The organism is Acinetobacter sp. SK-43, from assembly GCF_015351505.1.
Classification (GTDB): Bacteria; Pseudomonadota; Gammaproteobacteria; order Pseudomonadales; family Moraxellaceae; genus Acinetobacter; species Acinetobacter junii.
Window position 1 is genome coordinate 39,773 of sequence record NZ_JADKPY010000002.1, and the last position, 24,287, is coordinate 64,059.

A 24,287-nucleotide genomic window follows, 5' to 3' on the forward strand; every position below is an offset into this window, starting at 1 on the left:
AAGAAGCCCCATAAAATTTGGGGCTTTTTTTAGATTTTGCTTTTTAAAGTCAATTCTGCCACATGTTCTAGATATGCATCTTCCCTTGTTTCAGGCGACAAGGGATAGGTTTGATGAGGTTGAATCCCTTGACCTTCAATCATATGTCCTTCAGGCGTATAATAATGAGAGACCGTCATTTGTAAGGCGGCTCCGCTAGGAAGTGGAAAAAGCTTTTGCACCACGCCTTTTCCATAACTATTTTCACCAATTACCCACGCTCTTTTATGCTCTTTTAATGCAGCAGTAAATACTTCAGCAGCTGATGCGGAACGATGATTAATCAAAATTCCTACTTTTAGATTTTGAAAGTCATTTGAAGGAAGTGCTTGAAATTGTTGATCTCCCTCGGAACGACTTTTTGTCGTCACGATCAAACCTTGGTTTAAAAATAAATCGGCTGACTCAACAGCAGCGGATAGCAATCCACCTGGATTATTACGTAAATCCAAAACAACAGCTTTCAAACGATTTGAACTATATTCATCAATAATTCTTTTGATTTCATTTGCAGTGTCTTGTTGAAAGACACGAATTTTTAAGACTAAAACTTGATTGTGCAGTAACTCAGGTTCGATATCCGTTTCAACTTTTTTGTTTCTGACTAAGATGATAGTACTCGTGCTATTTTCAGCTTGTATTTGCACGGTGCTACCAATAGACCCATAAAGCAAACCAAGGACTTGATCTTGGTTTAAATTTTTTAATTCTTGATTATCAATTTTTAAAATTGTCTGCCCATTACGCAAACCCAATTTATTTGAATCAGAACCTGTTTTTAAATCTTGAATCTGCCATGCACGCATATGCGTGTCGTAATTCAAATTAAAATCAACTGATGCTAAATCACCTTCGGTATATTGAATGAGTTGGCGATATTCTTCTGCAGAAAGATAACGAGAATAACGATCTAGACCACTGACTAGACCTTGTATGGATTGTTGGAACAAAGCATCATCAGATTTTTTATCGACGTAATTGTCCTTCACAATGCTATAGATTTGAACAAACTGTTGAATTGATTCAATCGGAACTTCGGCACTACGCGACTCAGAACTCTCACCCCATTCATGCGTATGTGAGATCGGTGCAGCAAAGGAGGAATATCCCCCACACATCAACAAACTAGCAAATAATGCGCGATATATGTTGTTGTGTGGGGTCATTCTCTCACCTTATTGTAACGTAATTAGATTTTTACCTTGCATCTCTTGTGGAACAGGAAGATTCATTAAACTGAGCAAAGTTGGTGCTACATCTGCAAGCACGCCACCTTCAGCAATTGTTGCTTGTGTAGGTCCAACATAAATGAATGGCACCAGCTCAGTGGTATGTTGCGTATGTACCTGCCCGCTTTCATAGTCCTGCATTTGCTCTACATTACCATGATCAGCAGTAATTAACATATGACCTTTGTTTGCCATCACTGCTTCGTAGACTCGACCTAAACATGCATCCACAGTTTCTACTGCTTTCACAGCAGCATCAAACACACCAGTATGACCAACCATATCACCATTTGCATAGTTCACAACTAACAGATCAAACTCACCTGAATTGATCGCATTAACCAACTCATCAGTGACTTCAATTGCACTCATTTCAGGTTTTAAATCGTAAGTTGCGACATTCGGCGATGGAATCAAAATACGCTTCTCACCTGCATATTCATCCTCACGACCACCACTAAAGAAGAACGTAACATGTGCATATTTTTCTGTTTCAGCAATTCGTAACTGTGTCTTACCCAATCCTGATAGATATTCACCAATCGAATTCTTCAACTCTTCAGGCATATAAGCAACGGGAGCATCAATACTTGCTTGATAACGAGTCAGCATAACGAATTTGGAAAGTGCTGGAATTACTTTACGTGTAAAGCCTGCAAAATCTTTTTCAACAAAAGCACGAGTAATTTCACGCGCACGATCAGCACGGAAGTTCATAAATACAATACTGTCACCATCTTGTACTTTAACAATGTCACCAATACGTGTTGCTTTGACAAATTCATCGTTTTCATCAGCAGCATAAGCGAGATCCAACGCTTCAACTGCATTGCTAGCAACACGAGTCGCCTCACCCTCAGTCATTAAACGATAAGCTTGTTCAACACGATCCCAGCGATTATCACGGTCCATTGCAAAATAACGACCAATCATCGAAACAATGCGACCTTGATTTGGGTATTGAGCAAATACAGCATCTAATTTTTCTAACGAAGGTTTTGCACTACGTGGTGGAGTATCACGACCATCGAGAAATGCATGTAAGTAGACCTTTGCACCACGTTTTAGTGCAAGCTCACACATCGCCACGATATGGTCTTCATGTGAGTGAACGCCACCCTCTGACAGCAAGCCCATGATATGCACAGCACCATTTGCAGCTTTGGCTTTTTCTACAGCATCAACCAACACTTCATGTTCAAAGAAAGCACCAGTACGGATATCTTTAGTAATACGAGTAAAATCTTGGTACAACACTCGACCTGCACCAAGATTCATATGTCCAACTTCAGAGTTACCCATTTGCCCATCTGGCAAACCGACATCTTCACCTGAACCAGAGATTAAACTATTTGGATGCTTCGCTTTCATGGCGGTTAGATTTGGCGTTTTTGCTGCTAAATACGCGTTATCTTCAACTGCTTCACGATGTCCTACACCATCCATGATTACAAGAACGTGAGGAATTTTGCCAGCATTTGCATCCGTCATATTGGACTCTCTGTTTGTCTATCATTTGATCGGCATAGTTTACCGAAATTTGACAAAATTCTCTATGACCTGACGGATGGCTTTGCTCAATCGATAAGATAGGGAAAGCAAATGCTGCGTTAACGTGCTCGATAGAGCAAATAACTACCGATACTGAACATCAGCATAATTGGCAACAATACAAACCATGCAGGAGATGGCGCATAGACCAAACTTGCATAACCTAAAAAGTCTTGCAAGTAGAAAAAGCCTAATCCCGTAAATAATGCAATCACCAGACGAAAACCCATAGACTGTTGACGCAATGGACCAAAAATAAAAGAACACGCAATCAAAACCAGTGCAATCAATGCAAAAGGAGAAGATACTTTCTGCCAGAAAGCCAGTTCATAGCTCTTTGGTACTTGGCTATATTCTTCCAAATAGCGCATAAAACTAACCAACTGACTTGGAGATAAATCTTCAGGATCTAAGGTTACCATGTGCACATATTTCGGCTGCAAAGCGAGACCTAATGCCTGTTGAGCATGATCAGTTTTGATCGCATTTCCTTGAGCCAGCAAATCAACTTGATGTGAGTCCTGTAAAGTCCATTGACCATCTTTCACAAACTGACCTTTCTCAGCAGTAATAAAAGACTGAAGACGATAATTTTGATCAAAATCAATTGACTGAATATTCCGTAATTGCCCTTGAGAGTTTGCATAGTCAATATATGTAAAACGTTGACCTTCTCTCGACCAATATCCTTTGACTTCACCTAAAGTCGCAACACTACGTTGTTTTTTAATGCTTTGAGCTTTTTCATTTGTATATGGAATAACCCATTCACTTAATACAAAAGACAAAACAATTAATAACAGTGCTGAACGCATAACCCAGCCAACTATACGCCATAGGCTGATACCCACCGAGCGCATGACAATCAGTTCACTGTTCGATGCCAATGCCCCTAGACCAAGTACAGAACCTATCAACGCTGCTACAGGTAAAATTTCATACAAATATCGAGGCGCACCCCACATGACATACAAAAATGCCTGCCATGCGTTGTAATTAGGTTTAAGTGAGCCTAACTCACCTAGATACGTAAACAACACTTGTAAAAAGGAAAGCACCAATGTTGTTCCCAACATTGCGAGTACCGTGGTTTTTGTCACATGTTTGGCGACTATTCGACGTGCTAACATCATAACCCCACTCGCTGAATGCCTTGCTTAATTTTAGGCGCTAATTTCTGTTTGCGTGCAAAAATCGCCGCTGCAATTGCATAGACAAGAAGCACAACTGGATATGCCCAAATATCTAACTCTTCTTTACTAATTCGGGTCTTAATTGCAATCATCAATACAATTAAACTGGCAAAAATAAAAATCGCAGGAATGAGACGATAATAACGACCTTGTCTCGGGCTAACTTCAGATAATGCTACGGCGAGCAACAAAGCAACAAGGATGACAAACGGTCCAAATATCCGCCATCCCAACTCACTACGAACCACCGAATCATCACGTTTTTGCCATAATTTACTCATCGATAATGCTTCAACATCATCACTTTCAAATTTAATGTCTTTATCATTTTCTAAACGTAAGCGATATGACTGAAATTCTGCTTGAGTGTAGCGTGGCTGATTCGGATAAATTTCGTAACGACGCCCCTGAACGAGGTCCACCACATTGGCTGTGTCATTCGCCATTTCCACGCGTGTAGCTTCTTTTGCCAAGATCATGACATCAGGTTTGTCTTCACGTTCAGCTTTTTGATAATAGAAAATATCTTTTAAGTTTTTGCGATCTTCTGACAAAGAGCCAGCATAAATGGTGTATGGCCCAGAAGAAATAAACTCCTTCGGTCGAACCAAATCAAAACCTGCTCGCACTGCTTGAGTTTGCATCAAACTCTCGTAAGCTCTGATTCCCGACGATGATCCCCAAAACATCAGAAAAGATTGAACAAGCAAATAAACGAAGGTCATCGGTAATAATAATTTTGCCAATTGATTTCGACTGACGCCACTACCATTCAACACCGCCATTTCATGGTCAACATAAAGTCGACCAAATACCAGCATCAATCCAATAAAGAAACCGAGTGGAAGAATCAACGTCAAAAATTCGGGTAGACGATATGCAATGATACTCAGCAAAACGCCAGCATCTAAACGACCTTGTGCAGCTCGTCCAAAAATCTTGATTAACTGACCACCCATGATAATGAGCGTAAGTAATGCAGTTACAACCAAAGAAGTGGACACCACTTGTTTGACGAGATAACGCCGAATAATCAAAGTAATGCTTCCAAAAAATAGACCAATCGTGGGGTAACGCTAGTTTACCCGAATGTTAAAAATATAAAACCTATCGCATGTTGCCGATTGCAAGCTCATACCTGAACGTGTTTAATGGACTTATCTATCTTTTTTGCTCATTAGGTTTTACATAAACAATGAAATTTACACTTCATACCGCATTACCAACTCAAGCGTCTAGTGAATCTTTGTGGATTTTAGTTGATTCAGAGCAATTACAACAAAGCACAAAGTCATATAAAATCAACAATCTAGATAATCTTATTTCAGCAACACAATTTAAAGCAGCCTTTAACGAGAATTTACCGCTTATTGCTCAAATAGAAGAGCAAGCTAATGCTCAACTGCTTGGTTTAGGTAAAAGTAACGAGTTAAAAGCGAATAAATTAGCAAAACTCGCACAAAGCATTATCAAATCGTCACAAAATAAATTTAAAGAAATTACGATTGATCTCACTGCTTTGCCAACAGATTTACATGCCTTATTCGCACTCAGTTTAAGTCAAGCAGGCTATGGTTATGACGAATTCAAATCCAAGAAAAATGAATTTGTCTTAGAAACCATTCATCTTGTTACTGAAAAAACTCTATTAGATGATGCACAACTCAACTTAGTTCATGCTGTTCAGTCTGGACAAAACTATGCACGCGACTTAGGCAATCGACCAGGAAATATTTGCTTCCCAGAATATTTAGCTGATCAGGCACTGGCTCTTGCTGCGCAATATCCAGATATGTTGCAAGTTACCATTCTTGATGAACAACAAATGGCTGACCTTGGGATGTATGCGTTCCTTGCCGTAAGCAAAGGATCTGATCGTCCAGGTCGAGTGATTACTCTTGAATACAAAGCCAATACAGATCAAGCTCCGATCGTACTTGTCGGTAAAGGTGTAACCTTTGATACAGGTGGTATCTCACTGAAGCCTGGTGCTGGTATGGATGAGATGAAATTTGATATGTGTGGTGCTGCTTCAGTACTTGGCACAATGCAGGCTCTTTGCGAAGCACAGCTACCAATTCATGTGGTAGGTGCGATTGCCGCAGCTGAAAATATGCCATCAGGTCAGGCAACTCGACCAGGTGATATTGTAACGACCATGAGTGGTCAAACTGTAGAAATTCTAAATACTGATGCAGAAGGTCGTCTGGTTCTATGTGATACGCTCACCTATATCAAACGCTTTAACCCTGCTCTTGTGATTGATATTGCAACACTTACAGGTGCATGTGTCGTTGCATTAGGTAAAGTTGTAAGTGGCTTATTTACTCCTGATGATGAATTGGCTCAAGAGCTGCTACAAGCTGGCGAACAATCACTCGATCGTGTTTGGCGCATGCCTGTGATGGAAGAATATCAGGAATTGCTAGATTCACCTTTTGCGGACATTGCGAATATCGGCGGCCCACATGGTGGGGCAATCACAGCAGCATGTTTCCTCGAACGTTTCACACGTGACTATCGTTGGGCACATCTCGATGTTGCTGGTACAGCATGGTTATCTGGAGCCGCTAAAGGCGCAACAGGTCGCCCAGTTCCATTATTGATGCAATTTTTAGCAAATCGTGCTCAAGCAAATAGCTGAATGTTGTGACATTTATTTTTGTCATAAAAATAGGGCTTGAATTTAACTTTGGACGATTCAAAATTGAGAAGTTTCTAGCCCTATTTGAGCATATTGATGTATTCGCTAGTGAATACATCAACCCAACCTTAAAAAAACAGATATGTGTAATTAGATGTCAACTCAAGCTCAAATTAGTTTTTATCTATTTGAAAATAGTACTGAGCGACAAGTTGAAAGTGCTTGTCGTTTATGCCGAAAAATTTTGAACCAACATCCTAAAGTGTGGTGGTATTGCGATAATGCAGAAATGCAGAACGAACTTGATGAGAAGCTTTGGACTTTTGATCCAACAAGTTTTATCCCGCATGGGATTCATTTAGAAAATAGTGCCGTATGTATTTCAGAAGAATTACCATCATCCAATGATTGGATTGTCTTTAATTTTAACAATCATGCACTTGAACAAACTCAAGAATTTCGACACATTATCGAAATTATTGAAAATAATGAAATTGCGAAACAAATCGGTCGAGAAAAATTTAAAATGTATCGTCGTTTAGGTATAGCACCTCGAACATTTAAATTATAAATCCGAAATTAGAGCGTCATTCGAGGAGTGTCAGGTGGCATTAAATGTAGGTCAAGACTTTAAAAAACGCTGGTTAAACACGCCTGAAGCGGTTCGCCAAACGTATCAAGAAGATTTAGCTCGCATCTGTGATTTACTCCTGCCCCAAACACCCATCCAAACTTGGGTTCATCATGATGAACAAGCACAACGAGATTCTGCACAACGAATTGAAAAAGCATATGCTGATCTCAAAGCAGAATTAATCGAACAAGCAAGAATCCGTAAACAATTGGCTTTAGAAAAGGCTCTTGAAGAAAAACGAGCTGCTGAAGCAGCATATGCAGCACAGCTTCAAGCGGATGAAGAGCGTCAGTTCGAACAACAAACTGAACATTTAGCAGCATTACGTCATCATATTGATCAAGAGATTGCAGACCAAACTGAACGTTATCAAGTAAATCCAGAACAACCAAGTATTGATTATGCTCAAGCTCAACACATGGTCATTAAAGATGAGCAAATTCAATCTGAGCTTGAAAGTGTGCGTATCCGACTGGAACTAGAAGCTGAAAGTATGATTGAACAAGCGGTCACAGTTTTTAGAGCAAAATTACATGCGATTGCGCAAGACGAAATAGAATACATTCTCAAAAATAGTCAATTTTCAGATAAAGAATAATAAAAAGCCCAGTTCAAACTGGGCTTTTTTGAATCATTTCAAGAAACCATTTTCGGCCAAAAATGCCATACTGATATTGGATTCAGTTTTCTGCTCAGCCGCCTTATCACCGAGTAGTAATCTTTCGATATAACGAGCCAACACATCAACTTCAAGATTGACTTTGCTTCCAACTTGCCAAGTTCCAATATTGGTACGTTCAGCCGTATGCGGGATCAAATTCAAACTCAAAATATTGCCGCGTAAATGGTTAATCGTCAGACTGATCCCATCAACCGTCACAGAACCCTTTTCTGCCAAATATTTGGCTAATTCAACAGGTGCAGTCACTTCAAAATACAATGAACGAGCATCATGGCGGACTAAAGTAATTTCACCCAATCCATCAACATGACCACTGACAATGTGTCCACCAAAACGAGTCGTTGGCAGCATTGCCTTTTCGACATTCACCGCTTGACCAACTTTCCACTGCCCCAATGTCGTACGATTCAAACTTTCACGGGAAACATCAGCCGCATACCAATTATCGCCCCATTCGATCACCGTCAAACAGATACCATTGGTTGCAATCGAATCCCCCAAATGCACATCCGACATATCCAGATCAGTTTGAATACGTAAACGAACATCGCCGCCCACACTTTGTAAGCTCTCAACCTTACCTAAACTTTCAATAATGCCTGTAAACATGGGAGTTTCAACCTATCTTTATGCAATACGCGCCATAGTCAATGAGATACCTTAAAGCAAAGAACTTGAGATAACAAGCCACTCAGAGTTCAAATCATCAGAGTTAAAAAAGATAGCCATTTGACTACCTTTAAACAATTCAATGAGGTTTATTGAAACTCAGAAATTTGTGAGTTCATCTTTTCTTTGACTTCGACTTGCTGATGTTTTAGGAATTGGCTAAAGAAAAATTTATAGCCCAATACACCTAAACACGCACCTAAAATTGGTGCAAAAATAGGAACAATGAAATATGGAATATCACGACCACCAGTAAAAGCGACAGGTCCCCAGCCCATAAAGTAAGCAACCAATTTAGGACCAAAATCACGTGCAGGATTCATTGCAAACCCTGTTAATGGGCCAAAAGAAGCACCGATTACAGCGACAAGCAATCCGACCAAAATAGGTGCTAAAGCTCCACGTGGTAAACCATTGGTATCATCGCCAATGGCCATAATTAACCAAAGTAAAAGCATAGTGATAAACATTTCCACCATGAATGCTTGACCAATCGACAACAACGGATGTGGATAGGTTGCGAAAATCCCAGCTAACTCTAAACTTTCTACGCTGCCGCGGAGCATATGATGAGTCTGCTCATAGTCCAGAAATAAGTTACTGTATAAAGCATATACAAGGAATGCACCCAGGGCTGCACCAGCGACTTGTGAAATAACATAAAAAGGGACTTTACGTTTATCAAACCCAGCAAATAAAGCTAAAGCGATTGTAACCGCAGGATTGAGATGAGCACCTGAAATACCCGCTGATAAATAAACAGCTAGAGCAACTGCTAAACCCCAAACGATACTAATTTCCCATAAACCTAAGTTTGCTCCTGCAAGCTTAAGTGCAGCCACAACACCAATACCAAATGATAGAAATATTGCAGTAGCAAAAAACTCTGCGACACATTGACCCCATAAAGTAGGTTCCGAGCGACTCATAACAACCTCACTTGGTCATAGCTACTGATCAGCATGACCTTAAATCAAGCTCGGCAAAATATATTCATTTTCGAAAATGATCAATATTTTTAAGGTGATTTTTAGACCAAAAAGTAAAATATTTTTCAAATAACAAAATCAACAAGTTCAAATGAAAACAATATAAGCTTCTGTTTTTGATTATTATTTATAAAATTAACAATTAAATATGAATTTATAAGAGCGCTTTATAACTCATATACAAAACAATAACTTACTCTAAATATTGGCTCTAATGATTAAAAAAGATAAAAGCCCAGACACCATTTTATAAAAAATGATGTCTGCATGAAGCTACCATAGTGCAAGTTGCGTGCTGTTGCCTGTTGTATCGACCCCGCCTAGCTCAGCAAAATGATAAAGCTGCCCTAATAGTTGTCTTAATGGAGGACCAGACTTAGCATGAGTATCTGTAATGACAATAAATTCAAGTACACGCGCACGTTCAGATTGGCGTTGTTTACTAACTCGATAGCGTGGAACATCTTGCGTAAGTAATGTTACTTTGCCGCGTTTTAAATTTGCTGTAAGTAAATCTTTAGGCTCGATATTTCCATCAGTTGAATAGCTTGTCAAAATATAACGTGCATTAATCGTTTCAAGTAACTTCTCATAAGCATCTTTGGCATGCTTCGAAGAGTTATAAGGGCTAGGACGCTCTTTACGCCATGCTCGATCAATACCACTCTTGAAGCCTTTTGTATCAGGTGATGGCAAATCGACTTGATCCCATAAAGTCAAAGCATTTAAGACATGATAATTACTGCTGTAAGCATGTTGGTTGTAAGGAGGATCAAGATAAGCAACATCCACCTCAAAACCACTCATTTGATTGGCCAAATGCTGGGCATCTACACACCACATTTCAGCAGCTGGTCGTTTGCTATCACCAATTTCGCAAAAGCGACTTGGAGTAAGCCACAATAAAGATTCAATACGTTCTAGTGCAGTTTGAGTTCGCCCACCCCACCCTTGATGGAAACTCTTGAATACACCACTGGTATTACTCACAAAACTGGCTGAATAAAGTAATGGCGCCAACAAAGCACTCATCTCGACATCATTAATTGCACCTTGAGCTTGCCATGTAGCAATCTGTTGTCGAATTGCGTCTATACGCATGCCATTGCGGCGTTTAAAGAACAATCGATCACGGGAAGGATCGTAAATATCATCATTGCGCGGGCATAAATTATGGGTCACCCAGCCTTTGACTTCAGGGAGCCTGTTTAAGTAATCAATCGCCTTTTGATAACCACCCAACTCTTTGAAAGCTGGTGCATCCACACAAGCTAAAATGGCATGATTGAGTGCATGACTATAGGGCTCCCAATCATTAGCAATCACACGATACCCATTTTGGCGGGCTAAACGAGAAACAACACCACTCCCTGCAAAAAAATCCGCAAAAATCGGTGGATTCTTCTTTTTACTATTCAGAGTACCTGTAATCTCAAGCGCTTCTAAAATCAAATGTAGAAGTCGACGCTTATTCCCGAGATATGGAACTAACTGATGAAAAAGATACTCGTCAGTGGTACGTGCTGCATGACGACGTTTGTGATAAACCGATGGTTCTGGATTCATATCATCTCTTGGATAGGGAGCAATCTCAGGCGAATATCTTGCCCAAGTTGGGTTACATCGACCAACTCAAAACGAAGTTGCTCTGCCATTTTGCTAAACTTAGCGTTGAACATTGGACGGGCAGATTGACCAAGTAAAGTAGGTGCAACATAACTAATCATTTCATCAACCAAACCTTGTTCTAAAAAGGCGGTTGATAAGGTTGCACCCGCCTCTACCAACACATCATAAATTTGATATTGCTGAGTGAGGGTTTGCAATAATTGATTCAATGGTTGCGGCGCTAATTGTATCACGCCTAAATCGGCAAGTTCTTGACGAAATGGTGTCATCACCATGACGGTTTCAGGATTTTGTAAAATCTTGGCACTCAGGGGTAACTGTCCCTGACGATCTAAAATAATTCGTTTAGGTTGTACAACCGAGCTGAGATCAATCCCGTCTAAGGAACGGACATTGAGTTCACAATCATCTGCCAGAACGGTCTGAATACCTGTAATCACAGCAGCGGAGATGGCTCGCCAATGTTGTACATCTTGACGTGCTGCTGTTCCAGTAATCCATTTCGATTCACCAGATGCCATCGCAGTCCGCCCATCTAAGCTAGATGCAATTTTCAAACGTACATAAGGTAAACCTGTCGACATCGCTTTTAAGAAGCCAAAATTTAAAGTTTTGGCTTCTTCATCGCAAATCCCAGTTTCCACTTCTATACCTGCATCTTGCAAGATTTTGACACCTTTACCAGCCACCAAAGGATTTGGATCAGAACAAGCAACGATAACCTTTTTGACTTGAGCTTTTACTAAGGCTTCCGCGCAAGGTGGTGTACGTCCAAAATGGGCACACGGCTCTAAAGTCACATATGCTGTGGCATCTTTGGCATTTTCTCCAGCTTGTCGAAGTGCAAATACTTCTGCGTGTGGCTGACCTGCTTTGGGATGAAAACCTTCACCTATGATTTTTCCATCTTTAACAATAACGCAACCCACATTTGGATTTGGTTTAGTCGAATACTGACCACGTCGTGCTAAATCAATAGCCTGTTGCATCCAGTACTGATTTTCAGAAAGATGATCTTGGATTAAATCGGACATGATTTCCCTAACTTAAGCTTCGTTTTCACGTTGTTGCATTTGCTCGATTTGACGACGAAATGCCTCTACATCTTGGAAATCTTGGTATACAGAAGCGAAACGAACATACGCCACATGATCCAATGCAAACAAAGCCTGCATGACAATTTCACCAATGGTTCTAGATTTGACATCACGTTCACCGAGACGGCGAATTTGGGATTGAATGTCGCTCAGCACTGTCTCAATTTGCTCTTGAGTCACAGGTCGCTTCTGCAAAGCGTGCATCAGAGAGCGGCGAAGTTTTGCTTCATCAAAAGGCTCACTTTTCGCATCTGATTTAATAACCCGCGGCATTACCATTTCATAACTTTCGAAAGTTGTAAAACGCTCACCACACACTACGCATTCACGACGGCGACGAATCTGACTACCCTCGGCAGCCAAACGGGAATCGATAACTTTACTATCAGCGGCGTTACAAAATGGACAATGCATAGTTGTGCAATTAGTTATTCACATCAACCAAGTGTATCAAAGTTTCAGCTATTGCTAAACAGAGAGCCACAATAGCCCATCAGTACAACCAAAAGTATATAAATGCTTCTTCATTGACATAAAAAAACAGCCCTTACGGGCTGCTTTTTTATCGATATTCGAAAGATCAATTATTCGATACGTTCGCCATGTTGGCTAAGGTCAAGACCCATACGTTCATCATCAGCGCTTACACGTATACCAATCACAAGATCGATCACTTTAAGGATAATGAAAGTCACAACACCACTATATACGATTGTTGCTAATACACCTTCAATTTGAACCCAAAGTTGGCCAGCGAATGTCGGAGCTAGTACAACACCAGCAGCTTTAATGATTTCATCACTATAGAAGATACCTGTCAGTACTGCACCTACGATACCACCAACAGCGTGTAAACCGAATGCATCCAAAGCATCATCAGCTTTAAGTAAGCGTTTCAGTGCTGTAATACCCCAGAAACATACTACGCCACCGATCAGACCCATGATCAATGCGCCACCTACACCCACGAAACCAGCAGCAGGAGTGATTACAACAAGACCAGCCACCGCACCAGATGCACCACCAAGAACAGAAGCTTTACCACGGATTAGACGTTCTACAAGTAACCAAGAGAATGCAGCAGCGGCAGCAGCAACTTGGGTTACCAAGATTGCCATACTTGCACGAGCACCCGCACCTAATGCGCTACCACCATTGAAACCAAACCAACCTACCCAAATCAAGCTCGCGCCGATTACAGTTAAAGTAAGGTTATGTGGCGCCATAGATTCACGACCAAGACCTGTACGTTTGCCTAACATGTATGCAGCGACTAGACCAGCAACACCTGCGTTGATATGTACAACAGTACCACCAGCAAAGTCTAAAGCACCTGCTTTGAATAACCAGCCGTCTGCAGCCCAAACCCAGTGAGTAATTGGAGCGTAAACGAGGATGACCCAGATTGCGATGAATGCCATGAACGCAGAATATTTCATACGATCAGCAATAGAACCACTGATAATTGCCACAGTGATGATCGCAAACGTCATTTGGAAAATTACAAATAAGCTTTCAGGAATCGTTCCACTCAGCGCATCAAAAGCAACGCCATTTAACATCGCCTTCGCCAAGTCACCAACATAGGCACCTGAACCAGAGAATGCGAGAGAATAACCAACAATCACCCAAATCAAGCTCACAAGAATTGCAGCTGAAAGGCTGAACATCATGGTACTGAGTACGTTTTTCTTACGAACCATACCACCATAAAACAGCGCTAAACCTGGAATAGTCATTAACAGAACAAGTGCTGTTGAAACAAGGATCCAAGCGGTATCACCTGTATCTGCTGTTGGTGTCTCTTCAGGTGCTGGAGCAGCCTCTGCAGGAGCGGTAGTTTCAGCAACAACAGTCGTTACTGTTTCAGCGACGGTATCAGATGCTGCTACAGTTTGTTCTGTTGCTGGTGTTGAAGCAGCTTCTTCTGCCCAAACAACAGCCGAACCACCTAAGAGTGCGCCAGATAGACTGAGCGCCATAAGCATTTTTTTCATTCGTGTCCCCCAACCTTATTTTGTGAGCTATTTCTCTTATTTCTAACTCAGCAAACTTTATGCCAATTTAGACAGCATCTGGCCCTGTTTCACCAGTACGAATACGGATGACTTGTTCTAAATTCGTAACAAAGATTTTTCCGTCACCAATTTTTCCAGTGCTTGCGACACGAGTGATTGATTCGATCACGGCATCAACCATTTCATCGCTAATCGCAATTTCAATCTTCACTTTTGGTAAAAAATCAACCACATACTCTGCACCACGATACAATTCTGTGTGACCTTTTTGACGCCCGAAACCTTTGACTTCAGTTACGGTAATCCCTTGAACACCAATATCAGAGAGCGCTTCACGCACGTCGTCTAATTTGAATGGTTTTACAATTGCAGTTACAAGCTTCATGTTTGTTTTCCTTCGGCTTATTTTCACCAGTAAGGTTTTATGTTCAATTTTCGTGCCAATATTTAAAGGTTGGGGATTTTTAAATATCAGGCACAAGCTTTCTTTATAACCTATTTAGCCTTGAAGATGTAGATATTCAATCGAAAATAAGTTTCATTTGCCAACGTTTAGCTAAAACAAGTCTCCAGTCATCCAACGTTCAACAACAAGTCTAGAGGATTCAGACAAGCAGTGTTACACTGAGCAGCAAATATACATAACTCATTGAGCTCATTATGATTGAAACTCTTTTACAAGCGATTTTGCAGCAAATTGATCAACCTAAAAAAGATTTAGAAAAGAACCTCCGCGCATTATTAAATGAAAGCATCGAGAAACTCGATCTTGTTTCCAAACAAGAACTAGATCGTCAAAGAACTGCCCTCAATTTAGCCAACCAACGTCTTACTGAGTTACAACAACAGATGAAAACTCTTGAAGAAATGGTGCAGAACAAAAAATAAGCACCTTTTCAGTGCAACTTGCACATTTAAATGATTAAAAATAAAGCACCACAATGGAACAATAATAAAATGTCTTTTGCAAAAATTTATACAAGGGGATTATTGGGGCTACATGCGCCTCAAATCGAGGTCGAAGTTCATATTAGTTCTGGCCTACCGTCTTTAACTATCGTGGGTTTACCTGAGGCAGCAGTTCGAGAAAGTAAAGATCGCGTTCGATCCGCAATAATTAATAGTGGTTTTCTTTTCCCAACCAAACGTTTAACCATCAATTTAGCACCTGCAGACTTGCCCAAAGATGGGTCACGACTTGACCTGCCAATTGCATTGGGAATTTTAATCGCATCAGGTCAGCTTCCTGAAAATTGTACCGAAGGATTTGAATTTATTGGTGAACTTGCTTTGGATGGTCATTTACGTCCAACTTCAGGGGCATTAACTATTGCTATGGCTTGTCAGCAAGCTAAGCATCATTTAGTTCTTCCTGAATCAAATGTGGACGAGGCAAATCAACTAGAAGACTTTCAAGTTTATCCTGCCAAACATTTACAAGATGTATGTGCACATTTTTTGGGCAGTAGCCAAATAAGAGCCGCACCACAACGATCTATTTCATCATTATCACAATATCAATACGATCTTGCCGATGTTAAAGGTCAGCTTCGCCCACGCCGAGCATTGGAAATTGCAGCTGCAGGAGGTCATTCATTACTCTTTAAGGGACCACCTGGCACTGGAAAAACATTACTTGCATCTCGACTGCCTTCAATTTTACCCCCTTTGAATGCTCAAGAAAATTTAGAGGTTGCTAGTATCTATTCCGTAGCAAATGCTCAACATCATTTCGGTCAGCGCCCTTTTCGTGCACCTCACCATACAGCATCTGCGATCGCTTTGGTTGGTGGAGGCTCTCAACCAAAACCTGGAGAAATTACGCTTGCTCATCGCGGCGTTTTGTTTTTAGATGAATTACCTGAATTCGACCGCAAAGTGCTTGAAGTTCTGCGCCAACCTTTAGAGTCTAAAGAAATCGTAATTTCTCGCGCGGCGAGACAAATGACCTTCCCTGCAAATTTTCAGTTTATCGCTGCAATGAATCCATGCCCTTGTGGATATGCATTTAATCAAGATAGTCGTTGTCAGTGTTCGCCTGAAAGTATTCAGCGTTATCAAAATCGAATTTCAGGTCCACTTTTGGATCGAATCGATCTGCATATCGATGTTCCACCCTTGCAAGCTCAAGAGCTACAAGACCAAAAACCCTCAGAAAACTCTGAAACTGTTCGTCATCGAGTGATAAAAGCATATCAACAACAGATCAAAAGACAGCAATGCTTAAACCAAGCGCTTTCACCCCAACTTTTGGATCAACATGCTCGTTTAGACGAGGGATCTGCAAAAATTATTGAAATGGCACAACAAAGATTAAATCTATCGGCCCGTGCTTATCATCGGGTACTTCGCGTTGCAAGAACGATTGCTGACTTAGCTGAGAGTGACATGATATCTAGCTCACATTTAACAGAAGCCTTGTCTTATCGAGGTAGCAATAGCTAAAAAGCGACCTAATGGTCGCTTTTTTCTCAAATCAGTTAGAACGCATAACCTAAAGCTAAAACAACTTTGTTTTTCTGTTTAGTTTCATCACGCGTATAACCGCCAAAAATGTAATCTAGACTCCACGTTGCACCAGTTTCACCCAAAGGATGCGATAAACCTAGTGTAGCGTGTCGGAATGCAAAATCTGTTTTGGTGACATCACCTGGTTTTGCTTGATAAGCCAAGTACTCATCATCATCACCATAATAATAAGCCGCAACTTGTGCTTTACCTGTAAATCCGCCAGCTAATTTAGGTGCATATGTTGCCAAGAAATAGGTGTCACCTTTATTACCAAAAGTCACATTATTTAATAATGTCTGAGCAGTAATATTAAAGTCTTTGTAGCTCAGCCCGACAATTGTTTCATAACCCGTTGATTCCCAGCCTGGATAGTAATAATAAACAGTCCCACCAATTTGATAGCCCAAATCTTCTGTGATTTTTCCTTTGTATCCTGCATACAAATCATTTTCAAATGACTTCTTTTCTTCCTTCACGTCTGTAGGTGAGGTATTAAAATCTGCATAAGCAGCTGTCAATGTTGAAAACCAATAACCCAAATAAAAACCACTATCATGTGCATAATCAAGTCCACCTTGCACCGCAGGTGTATCACTTTCAGGTGAGTTGGTCATACCACGCAAGTTATAACTAGACACAACATTGATATTGCCTGTGATCGTACCTGGAAATGGAAGTTTTTTTTCTTCTGCCATAGTGAGTGTCGAAGCGAATGTAGCGACCCCTAAAGCAACAGCTTGAACTGCAAACTTCATCATATTGATTGCCCCTTTTTATTTACATTTGAATGATTTAGGTCTTAAAGTGAATCAATAGATATTTTGCAAATGCCATGCCATTATCAACAACGACACAAAATTAAATAAATTATTATAAAACAATTATTTATATGCAAATCAGCATAGTTATTTTTTAGAATAATTAAGTTGCAAAATTAATGATCGAATACCTAACCAAACTGGAGCAAAAAGCGTTCATTCTGGCGCAGTGATGCACGTAATACTTAACTCAATTTCAAACAATCAAATTGATTAAAAATAAAATGACTAAAGATAAAAAAGCCAGCAAATTGCTGGCTTTCAAAGCATCAATCAATTACATGATTAGAATGTTTTGTTTAATGTAAATACTGCACCTGTTTCAACACCACGTTTATATGGTTGCGCATTTGCATCAATGTTTGTTCCTACAGCAGCTAGTTCAGCTGATAAACCAGGTACTGATTTCACGCTATAAGTTACACCAACTTTCCAATCGACATAGTTATCGTCTTCACTACCGTTGTCACTAAAGTCGTAATCATCAGCTTTAGTATAACCAACGCTAGCTACACCACCAAAACCAGTATCAGCGAAAGGAACAGTATAAGTTGCGTTTAAATACCACGCATCTTCTTCTAAACCAAAGAAGTCGTTGGTGTAGTTAACAGCAGCTAAAAGACTGTCACCAGAAGCAATAACACTGCTGAATCCTAATTTAGCGTATAACTCAAGCCAGTTAAAATCTGAAGCACTTGGATAACCGTAATACCATAAACCAACATCTAATTTTGGCTTACCAGCAAATGGTAATTCTGTTGCATAACCTACATATGGGTCTAACTCCAAATGTGGATCAGCAGAACCAAAATTTACATTTGAACCCCATACCCCTGCATACAAACCAGAAGAATGAGATAAAGCAAAACCACCTTGTAATGCTGGATCACTTTGAGTTTGTGTCATACCACGATAACGGTAGTCTGTAGTTAAAGCAGCATTACCAGAAAAGCTAAGGCCATACTGAGATAAAGTATTTGTTTCTTCGGCCATAGCAAAAGTCGAAGTCACAGCAAAAATACTCAACGCGATCGCTTTACATGCAAATTTCATCATATTGATCTCCCCCATGATGGATATTCGACTGATTTATGTTTTAAGTTGCATCATTTTGTAATTAGCAATTGCTGTGCCAACTTTTAGAAATGCTTGCTAAATCTAGCTTCTGTTCAATAAGAGTGCTATCGACGCCATTTGGCTGTGCTGAAATATTATTTTTTCTTTAATAAGGTTCATTTTTCTGAACTATTAAAAAGCACTACCATTGTTGCGCCTAAAAAATGCACAAAAATAATGCAATTCAATTTAACAAAAAGTGCTGTTCTCCTTAAATAACAATCAAATATGTTGATATAGCCTGAATCGCCCCCTAAAAGTGCACAGATAAAACTTAAATCTGCCTGAAAATAATGGTGCGTTTTTGTACAGCAAAAAATGTCATTCGTCGGGATGTAATTTTTTGCAAATCAGTCGAAGAGCTTTTGATCAAAGAAAAAATAAATCATTAAAATAAAAGAGAAAAAATAGAAACAAATCACGTATTTTTAATGCATTTAGCTAAAAAATAATCAATATATTTTATGATTAAAATAAAACAATATATTAATAAAAATCAATATATTAATTTAAATATGATTTAATTTTAAACGATAATTAAATCATAAAATCTTAGCTGAATTTTGTGTAAAAATGATTAAAATAATTTAATAAAAATCTATCTTTTTTATGTATAACTTATACAATTGGTCAAAATTTCGATTTTGATCGAAATTGATTTTATTTATTATGAGGCTACCTATGCCAAAGGCAAAGAAACTTACATTGGCGGTTTTGATTAATGCCGCATTGATCTCCTCAACATATGCAAGCGAACAAAGCGAAGCAAAAGGATTTGTTGAAGATGCAAATGGTTCAGTATTGTTCCGCACAGGCTTTTTAAATCGTGATAAAAAAGACGGTTTAACAAATGATACAAGCTCAACAGCGCAAACTGCCATTTTTGATCTTCAATCAGGCTTTACAAAGGGTGTTGTTGGCTTTGGTGTTGGCCTAGTAGGTGATGCATCTTTCAAGCTTGGTGCGAATAATAATACGGGTAATCAAATGATTCCTGTAGATGATCGTGGATTTGCTTATGATCATTGGGCTCGTGGTGGTGCCAATGTGAAAGCACGTATTTCCAACACAACCGTGACTTATGGTACACAGGTGTCAACACTTCCTGTCATGGCAAGTAATCAAGCCCGTTTAGTGCCTGAGTATTACACAGGTGTTTTCATTGAAAGTAATGAAATTCCAAATCTAAATGTGGTTGCAGGTAAATTCACAAAAAACCAAATGTCAAACCAAATTAGTACCGATAAAGATGTGACAGGTCAAGGGCTTGATCGTGCAGTAGTTTGGGGTGCTAAATATAAATTTAATGATCAACTCAATTCATCGTATTATGGCTTAGATGTTCAAGATAAGTTAGAACGTCATTATGCTAATGTAAACTTTACCCAAAGCTTAAAAGACAAGAGTACCTTAACACTTGATGCCATGGGTTATCATACAAAATGGGATAAAGATGCACTCACTGATTCACATACCACAGATGATCTAGCAAACCGTAAAAACTCGATTTGGGCTGTTTCAGTGGGCTATGGCAAAGATGTACATAATGTCATGCTTTCTTATCAAGATAACACAGGTAATACTGGATATGACTATGGCTATAATGCTGATGGTTTACAAAGTATCTATGTCCCTAATTCCTATTTAGGCGACTTTAATGGTAATGATGAAAAATCTGTCGGGCTACAATATAACTACAACTTCAAAAATCACGGTTTACCTGGTCTAAACTGGACAACTGCATTTGTTTATGGTTGGGATATTGATATCGCTAAAATAACAGATCGCTCAAAAATCATTGACCAAGCCGAAGAACATGAGTTCTTTAACCAAGTCAAATATACAGTTCAAACAGGTGCATTGAAAGATGCAAGCCTACGTGTTCGCTATTCTTACTTACGTTCAAGTGATACCTATAATAATGTTTCTGGTCAATATGTCAGCAATGTCATTGGCTCAACCAATGAATGGCGTTTGTTCCTTGATATTCCTGTGAAACTGTTCTAATTCACAGCTTTATTTAAGTCATAAAAAAACCTCCATTCAATTGAATGGAGGTTTTTTTATCAGCTAGACTTTAAATCATAAAATCTAGCTGAATCTACTCAGAAAATTACTTCTTAGCAGCTTCGATCGCTTTAAGCACTTCAGCTTTAGCAACATCAGCACTTTCCCAACCGCTAATTTTTACCCATTTTCCAGGCTCTAAATCTTTGTAATGTGCAAAGAAATGCTCAACTTGGCTAATCAATAAAGGAGGAAGATCTGTATATTCTTTAACATCTTTATAGAGAGGAGATAACTTCTCATGTGGAACTGCGATGAGTTTCGCATCAATACCACCATCATCTTCCATGTTCAGTTTGCCCACTGGACGGCAACGAATGACTGAACCCGCAGCAACAGGATGTGGCGTTACAACCAATACGTCTAATGGGTCACCATCTTCTGACAATGTATTTGGTACATAACCATAGTTAGCTGGGTAGAACATTGCTGTACCCATAAAACGATCTACAAATAACGCATCAGAATCTTTATCGATTTCGTATTTGATAGGTGCTGCATTTGCAGGAATTTCAATGATGACATAAATGTCGTTTGGTGCGTCTTTACCCGCAGGAATATTGCTATAACTCATATCAACACTCGTTTATATTGGTGAACTTAGATGTAAATCCGAGAGATTATAACGTGAATACAATGAAAATGATGCTAGAAAACCATCAGCTAGAGAATTTTCTATTTTATTTACCTTAAGTCATTTTGACAGTAATCACAAAAAGGAGAATCGGACAAAGTAGCGAAAAAAACCAAATGATCGAACGTAAAGTCGCTAAATTCGCTAGATAACAAATACCGTAAATCACGCGACAAACGATATAAGCCCAACCTAAAGTCATAATAAATTTCTCAGGTACCACCATATATTCAGCCATTAAAATAGCCGCAATAAACAAAGGTAAGCTTTCAAAACTATTTTGCTGTACAGCATTGGCACGTGCGGCCAAACCTGTCGTTTTAGCTAGAAATTCACGCGGATTCTGATTATCTTTTGCTTGAAAACCACCCTTCGATTTTGCAATCAAGGTGAAAACATAGGGCAACAGACACGCGACGATAATAATCAATATAATGCCGCCAATACCTTGCATGCTCACATCCGTCACTTGAAATTCTTTTGATCATGCTATCATAACCTAAAATTTATTTAATTTTCATTTGTGTATATTCGACAAATCTCTCAAGTTTATATGCCATCCACTTGTAACTCATTTTTAGTTTTCTAGGGTTAGACTATGCAACATCCAGATCAAAAAGAAATGTTTGAAGTACTTGCACAGCAACGACAACATCAAGTCCTCGTAGATCGTGTATTGAAAGTCGTGCTGCCAATCATGGCATTTTTGCTTAGCGTAATTTGTGCAAACTTGAACTGGCAATCAACTCTAGGGACCTTTGTTATACTGACGATTGCCTTCTATGCTGTTGGGATTAAGCGTTTAACGCTTTGGCATTGGTTGAGTATTATTGTTGCTTACGCCGTAGCAGATAATTATTTTAGTTTTAATGGGATTGATCCTACTCGTCTACGTTTCCAACTTGCCACAATGGTTGTATTTGTCGGGATTGTAGGCATCGGTCGACCGTATATTGATCGCTGGTTAATGAAGTCGAATAACTCTAAATAAACCCAAATAAAAAACGCCGCGATTGCGGCGTTTTTCTAGCTCCCCCTTTTTTAAGGGTGAGCTGGTTATAGCAGTGTAAAGGTTGGTTGCTTAAGCAGGTTTACGTAAATCTTTACGTAAGATTTTACCTACGTTTGATTTTGGTAAGTCATCCATAAACTCAACATAACGAGGGCATTTGTAACCTGTTAAGTTTTGTTTTGCATAAGCCAAGATTTCTTCAGTCGTTAATGACTGATCTTTTTTCACGATGAATAGTTTTGGCACTTCACCTGATTTTTCATCAGGTACACCAATCGCAGCAACTTCCAATACTTTAGGATGTTTTGCAATCACTTCTTCGATTTCACTTGGATAAACATTAAAGCCTGAAACCAAGATCATATCTTTCTTACGGTCTACAATCTTGAAGTAACCACGTGTATCCATGATACCGACGTCACCAGTACGGAAGAAACCATCTTTAGTCATCACTTTTTCAGTTTCGTCTGGACGGTTCCAGTAACCTTTCATGACTTGAGGACCACGGATTGAAATCTCACCCTGTTCGCCTTGTGCTACTTCGTTACCATCATCATCAAGCAATACAACTTCTGTTAATGGCAATGGAATACCGATTGTGCCACTAAACTCAGTTGTTGTTGGTGGGTTTGCAGTTGCAACTGGTGAAGTTTCAGATAAACCATAACCTTCGATAATGATCGTACCTGTTACTTTCTTCCAAGCAGCAGCAGTTGAAGGCAATACAGCCATACCACCACCCATTGCCATCTTAAGATTGCTATGGTCAAGTTGTTTAAACTCTTCATTGTTCACTAAAGCATTAAATAATGTATTTACTGCTGGGAAGAATGAAGGTTTGTATTTGCGTAATTCACCAACAACAGCTGGTAAGTCACGTGGGTTAGGAATCAAGATATTCGCTTGACCTTTGTACATACCGTAAAGTGCACACACCATGAATGCAAAGATGTGATAAAGCGGTAAAGCACATACGATACGGTCATCTTTAGCACCATCACCCGTACCGAATTTACTTGAGAAAATTCCGTCACACTGCAATAAGTTTGATACAAGGTTGCGATGAGTTAATTCAGCACCTTTTGAAACACCTGTTGTACCACCTGTGTACTGAAGTACAGCAGTGTCACTCAAGGTTAAGCTTGGACGTTTATAATTGCTTGGGCTTACTTTGTTTAATGCAGTATTAAACTTCACATGACCTGGAATGTTCCAAGCAGGAATTTGCTTACGCACTTTACGTAAAACGAAGTTTACAATCGTACCTTTCAGTGTACCGAGCATGTCACCGACAGAAGCAACCACAACATGCTTCACTGGTGTTTTACCAATAATGCTTTGATAAACACTAGCAAAGTTTTCGATGATTACAAGAGCTTCCGCGCCTGAGTCATTTAATTGATGCTCAAGTTCGCGTGCTGTGTAAAGTGGATTCACATTTACCAGTACTAAGCCTGCACGGAATACACCTAAAGCAACCACTGGGTATTGGAATACGTTAGGCATCATCACCGCAACGCGTGATCCTTTTGCCAAACCCAGGCTTTGTAAATATGTTGCGAATTTACGACTAGCGACTTCTAATTCATTATACGTTAAAACTTTATCCATAAAGATAAAGGCATCACGTGAACCAAATTTTTGGAAATTGCGTTCAAAAATATCAACAAGTGAGGTGTTTTCAGCAGGCAGTGCAACTGTTTCTGGAATTCCTGTCTTTTGGTATTCAGCAAACCAAATCTTTTCCATAATGCC

The 24,287-nt window shown here is 39.6% G+C and carries 23 protein-coding genes; 7 read left to right on the top strand and 16 right to left on the bottom strand.

Annotated elements, in window-relative coordinates; all coding sequences use genetic code 11:
• Window positions 1-29: 29 nt before the first annotated feature.
• The 4 genes from IRT38_RS01640 to lptF all read right to left on the bottom strand — a co-directional run bounded on the left by IRT38_RS01640 (window position 30) and on the right by lptF (window position 5,049).
• On the bottom strand, window positions 30-1,205 hold the full coding sequence (locus IRT38_RS01640; RefSeq protein WP_194596787.1) for a S41 family peptidase: 1,176 nt from the start codon (window positions 1,203-1,205) through the stop codon (window positions 30-32).
• Between the two features lie 9 nt (window positions 1,206-1,214).
• Complete coding sequence (gene gpmI, locus IRT38_RS01645) at window positions 1,215-2,759, bottom strand: 2,3-bisphosphoglycerate-independent phosphoglycerate mutase (RefSeq protein WP_151723043.1); 1,545 nt, start codon at window positions 2,757-2,759, stop codon at window positions 1,215-1,217.
• Window positions 2,760-2,878: 119 nt separating this feature from the next.
• Entirely contained in the window at window positions 2,879-3,949 is a 1,071-nt protein-coding gene (lptG, locus tag IRT38_RS01650) for an LPS export ABC transporter permease LptG (protein ID WP_151723047.1), read from the bottom strand.
• Window positions 3,949-5,049 carry an LPS export ABC transporter permease LptF gene (gene lptF, locus IRT38_RS01655; RefSeq protein WP_151723044.1) on the bottom strand — a complete coding sequence of 367 codons (1,101 nt, stop codon included), beginning with the start codon at window positions 5,047-5,049 and terminating at the stop codon, window positions 3,949-3,951. Before lptF ends, lptG begins: the two co-directional genes overlap by 1 nt.
• A 158-nt stretch (window positions 5,050-5,207) precedes the next feature.
• Between lptF and IRT38_RS01660 the strand changes: the two genes are divergently transcribed.
• The 3 genes from IRT38_RS01660 to IRT38_RS01670 all read left to right on the top strand — a co-directional run bounded on the left by IRT38_RS01660 (window position 5,208) and on the right by IRT38_RS01670 (window position 7,888).
• Window positions 5,208-6,656, top strand: a complete 1,449-nt coding sequence (locus tag IRT38_RS01660) for a leucyl aminopeptidase (RefSeq protein ID WP_194596788.1) — start codon at window positions 5,208-5,210, stop codon at window positions 6,654-6,656.
• A gap of 154 nt (window positions 6,657-6,810) precedes the next feature.
• The gene (locus IRT38_RS01665) at window positions 6,811-7,227 is read left to right on the top strand and encodes a DNA polymerase III subunit chi (RefSeq protein ID WP_004917037.1); all 417 of its coding nucleotides are present in this window, start codon (window positions 6,811-6,813) and stop codon (window positions 7,225-7,227) included.
• Window positions 7,228-7,261: 34 nt separating this feature from the next.
• Window positions 7,262-7,888: a hypothetical protein gene (locus IRT38_RS01670; protein ID WP_194596789.1), complete on the top strand. Its 627-nt coding sequence runs from the start codon at window positions 7,262-7,264 to the stop codon at window positions 7,886-7,888.
• A gap of 33 nt (window positions 7,889-7,921) precedes the next feature.
• Here the strand turns inward: IRT38_RS01670 and IRT38_RS01675 are convergent, their stop codons facing one another.
• The 7 genes from IRT38_RS01675 to glnK form a co-directional block, all read right to left on the bottom strand.
• On the bottom strand, window positions 7,922-8,581 hold the full coding sequence (locus IRT38_RS01675) for a riboflavin synthase (protein ID WP_099949332.1): 660 nt from the start codon (window positions 8,579-8,581) through the stop codon (window positions 7,922-7,924).
• 149 nt (window positions 8,582-8,730) lie between these two features.
• Window positions 8,731-9,570 (bottom strand): MIP/aquaporin family protein, encoded by an 840-nt coding sequence (locus tag IRT38_RS01680; RefSeq protein WP_151723419.1) that lies wholly within the window; start codon window positions 9,568-9,570, stop codon window positions 8,731-8,733.
• Window positions 9,571-9,903: 333 nt separating this feature from the next.
• Window positions 9,904-11,196, bottom strand: a complete 1,293-nt coding sequence (locus IRT38_RS01685) for a DNA adenine methylase (protein ID WP_004917048.1) — start codon at window positions 11,194-11,196, stop codon at window positions 9,904-9,906.
• Window positions 11,193-12,293 (bottom strand): bifunctional diaminohydroxyphosphoribosylaminopyrimidine deaminase/5-amino-6-(5-phosphoribosylamino)uracil reductase RibD, encoded by a 1,101-nt coding sequence (gene ribD / locus IRT38_RS01690; protein ID WP_151723418.1) that lies wholly within the window; start codon window positions 12,291-12,293, stop codon window positions 11,193-11,195. Before ribD ends, IRT38_RS01685 begins: the two co-directional genes overlap by 4 nt.
• Window positions 12,294-12,305: 12 nt before the next feature.
• Window positions 12,306-12,770, bottom strand: a complete 465-nt coding sequence (gene nrdR, locus IRT38_RS01695) for a transcriptional regulator NrdR (RefSeq protein ID WP_004957298.1) — start codon at window positions 12,768-12,770, stop codon at window positions 12,306-12,308.
• Between the two features lie 170 nt (window positions 12,771-12,940).
• Window positions 12,941-14,353: an ammonium transporter gene (locus IRT38_RS01700; protein ID WP_004917056.1), complete on the bottom strand. Its 1,413-nt coding sequence runs from the start codon at window positions 14,351-14,353 to the stop codon at window positions 12,941-12,943.
• A 67-nt stretch (window positions 14,354-14,420) separates the two neighbouring features.
• Window positions 14,421-14,759: a P-II family nitrogen regulator gene (gene glnK, locus IRT38_RS01705; RefSeq protein WP_000780326.1), complete on the bottom strand. Its 339-nt coding sequence runs from the start codon at window positions 14,757-14,759 to the stop codon at window positions 14,421-14,423.
• A 275-nt stretch (window positions 14,760-15,034) separates the two neighbouring features.
• Between glnK and IRT38_RS01710 the strand changes: the two genes are divergently transcribed.
• Window positions 15,035-15,262, top strand: coding sequence for an accessory factor UbiK family protein (locus IRT38_RS01710; protein WP_004958469.1), 228 nt, complete (start codon window positions 15,035-15,037; stop codon window positions 15,260-15,262).
• A gap of 69 nt (window positions 15,263-15,331) precedes the next feature.
• Complete coding sequence (locus IRT38_RS01715) at window positions 15,332-16,819, top strand: YifB family Mg chelatase-like AAA ATPase (protein ID WP_194596791.1); 1,488 nt, start codon at window positions 15,332-15,334, stop codon at window positions 16,817-16,819.
• A 35-nt stretch (window positions 16,820-16,854) separates the two neighbouring features.
• Here the strand turns inward: IRT38_RS01715 and IRT38_RS01720 are convergent, their stop codons facing one another.
• Both IRT38_RS01720 and IRT38_RS01725 read right to left on the bottom strand, forming a co-directional pair.
• Window positions 16,855-17,643, bottom strand: coding sequence for a TorF family putative porin (locus IRT38_RS01720; RefSeq protein ID WP_004957280.1), 789 nt, complete (start codon window positions 17,641-17,643; stop codon window positions 16,855-16,857).
• Window positions 17,644-17,988: 345 nt separating this feature from the next.
• Window positions 17,989-18,759: a TorF family putative porin gene (locus IRT38_RS01725; protein ID WP_004917065.1), complete on the bottom strand. Its 771-nt coding sequence runs from the start codon at window positions 18,757-18,759 to the stop codon at window positions 17,989-17,991.
• A gap of 741 nt (window positions 18,760-19,500) precedes the next feature.
• Between IRT38_RS01725 and IRT38_RS01730 the strand changes: the two genes are divergently transcribed.
• Window positions 19,501-20,826 carry an OprD family outer membrane porin gene (locus IRT38_RS01730; protein WP_042892338.1) on the top strand — a complete coding sequence of 442 codons (1,326 nt, stop codon included), beginning with the start codon at window positions 19,501-19,503 and terminating at the stop codon, window positions 20,824-20,826.
• A gap of 106 nt (window positions 20,827-20,932) precedes the next feature.
• Here the strand turns inward: IRT38_RS01730 and ppa are convergent, their stop codons facing one another.
• A complete protein-coding gene (ppa, locus tag IRT38_RS01735; protein ID WP_004957263.1) occupies window positions 20,933-21,460 on the bottom strand; it encodes an inorganic diphosphatase in 528 nt (175 codons plus the stop codon).
• Between the two features lie 115 nt (window positions 21,461-21,575).
• The gene (locus tag IRT38_RS01740) at window positions 21,576-21,974 is read right to left on the bottom strand and encodes an MAPEG family protein (protein WP_004957262.1); all 399 of its coding nucleotides are present in this window, start codon (window positions 21,972-21,974) and stop codon (window positions 21,576-21,578) included.
• A 144-nt stretch (window positions 21,975-22,118) separates the two neighbouring features.
• On the opposite strand from IRT38_RS01740, the gene IRT38_RS01745 reads away from it, so the two are divergent.
• Entirely contained in the window at window positions 22,119-22,511 is a 393-nt protein-coding gene (locus tag IRT38_RS01745) for a hypothetical protein (RefSeq protein ID WP_004958447.1), read from the top strand.
• Window positions 22,512-22,601: 90 nt separating this feature from the next.
• On the opposite strand, the gene IRT38_RS01750 is transcribed toward IRT38_RS01745, so the two are convergent.
• Window positions 22,602-24,281 (bottom strand): long-chain-fatty-acid--CoA ligase, encoded by a 1,680-nt coding sequence (locus tag IRT38_RS01750; RefSeq protein ID WP_004917080.1) that lies wholly within the window; start codon window positions 24,279-24,281, stop codon window positions 22,602-22,604.
• Window positions 24,282-24,287 lie beyond the last annotated feature (6 nt).

Coding starts and splice junctions, on each gene's coding strand:
- IRT38_RS01640 (WP_194596787.1), bottom strand. CDS start 1,205: ATGACCCCACACAACAACATATATCGCGCATTATTTGCTAGTTTGTTG.
- gpmI (WP_151723043.1), bottom strand. CDS start 2,759: ATGACGGATGCAAATGCTGGCAAAATTCCTCACGTTCTTGTAATCATG.
- lptG (WP_151723047.1), bottom strand. CDS start 3,949: ATGTTAGCACGTCGAATAGTCGCCAAACATGTGACAAAAACCACGGTA.
- IRT38_RS01660 (WP_194596788.1), top strand. CDS start 5,208: ATGAAATTTACACTTCATACCGCATTACCAACTCAAGCGTCTAGTGAA.
- IRT38_RS01665 (WP_004917037.1), top strand. CDS start 6,811: ATGTCAACTCAAGCTCAAATTAGTTTTTATCTATTTGAAAATAGTACT.
- IRT38_RS01675 (WP_099949332.1), bottom strand. CDS start 8,581: ATGTTTACAGGCATTATTGAAAGTTTAGGTAAGGTTGAGAGCTTACAA.
- IRT38_RS01680 (WP_151723419.1), bottom strand. CDS start 9,570: ATGAGTCGCTCGGAACCTACTTTATGGGGTCAATGTGTCGCAGAGTTT.
- IRT38_RS01685 (WP_004917048.1), bottom strand. CDS start 11,196: ATGAATCCAGAACCATCGGTTTATCACAAACGTCGTCATGCAGCACGT.
- ribD (WP_151723418.1), bottom strand. CDS start 12,293: ATGTCCGATTTAATCCAAGATCATCTTTCTGAAAATCAGTACTGGATG.
- nrdR (WP_004957298.1), bottom strand. CDS start 12,770: ATGCATTGTCCATTTTGTAACGCCGCTGATAGTAAAGTTATCGATTCC.
- IRT38_RS01700 (WP_004917056.1), bottom strand. CDS start 14,353: ATGAAAAAAATGCTTATGGCGCTCAGTCTATCTGGCGCACTCTTAGGT.
- glnK (WP_000780326.1), bottom strand. CDS start 14,759: ATGAAGCTTGTAACTGCAATTGTAAAACCATTCAAATTAGACGACGTG.
- IRT38_RS01710 (WP_004958469.1), top strand. CDS start 15,035: ATGATTGAAACTCTTTTACAAGCGATTTTGCAGCAAATTGATCAACCT.
- IRT38_RS01715 (WP_194596791.1), top strand. CDS start 15,332: ATGTCTTTTGCAAAAATTTATACAAGGGGATTATTGGGGCTACATGCG.
- IRT38_RS01720 (WP_004957280.1), bottom strand. CDS start 17,643: ATGATGAAGTTTGCAGTTCAAGCTGTTGCTTTAGGGGTCGCTACATTC.
- IRT38_RS01725 (WP_004917065.1), bottom strand. CDS start 18,759: ATGATGAAATTTGCATGTAAAGCGATCGCGTTGAGTATTTTTGCTGTG.
- IRT38_RS01730 (WP_042892338.1), top strand. CDS start 19,501: ATGCCAAAGGCAAAGAAACTTACATTGGCGGTTTTGATTAATGCCGCA.
- ppa (WP_004957263.1), bottom strand. CDS start 21,460: ATGAGTTATAGCAATATTCCTGCGGGTAAAGACGCACCAAACGACATT.
- IRT38_RS01740 (WP_004957262.1), bottom strand. CDS start 21,974: ATGCAAGGTATTGGCGGCATTATATTGATTATTATCGTCGCGTGTCTG.
- IRT38_RS01745 (WP_004958447.1), top strand. CDS start 22,119: ATGCAACATCCAGATCAAAAAGAAATGTTTGAAGTACTTGCACAGCAA.
- IRT38_RS01750 (WP_004917080.1), bottom strand. CDS start 24,281: ATGGAAAAGATTTGGTTTGCTGAATACCAAAAGACAGGAATTCCAGAA.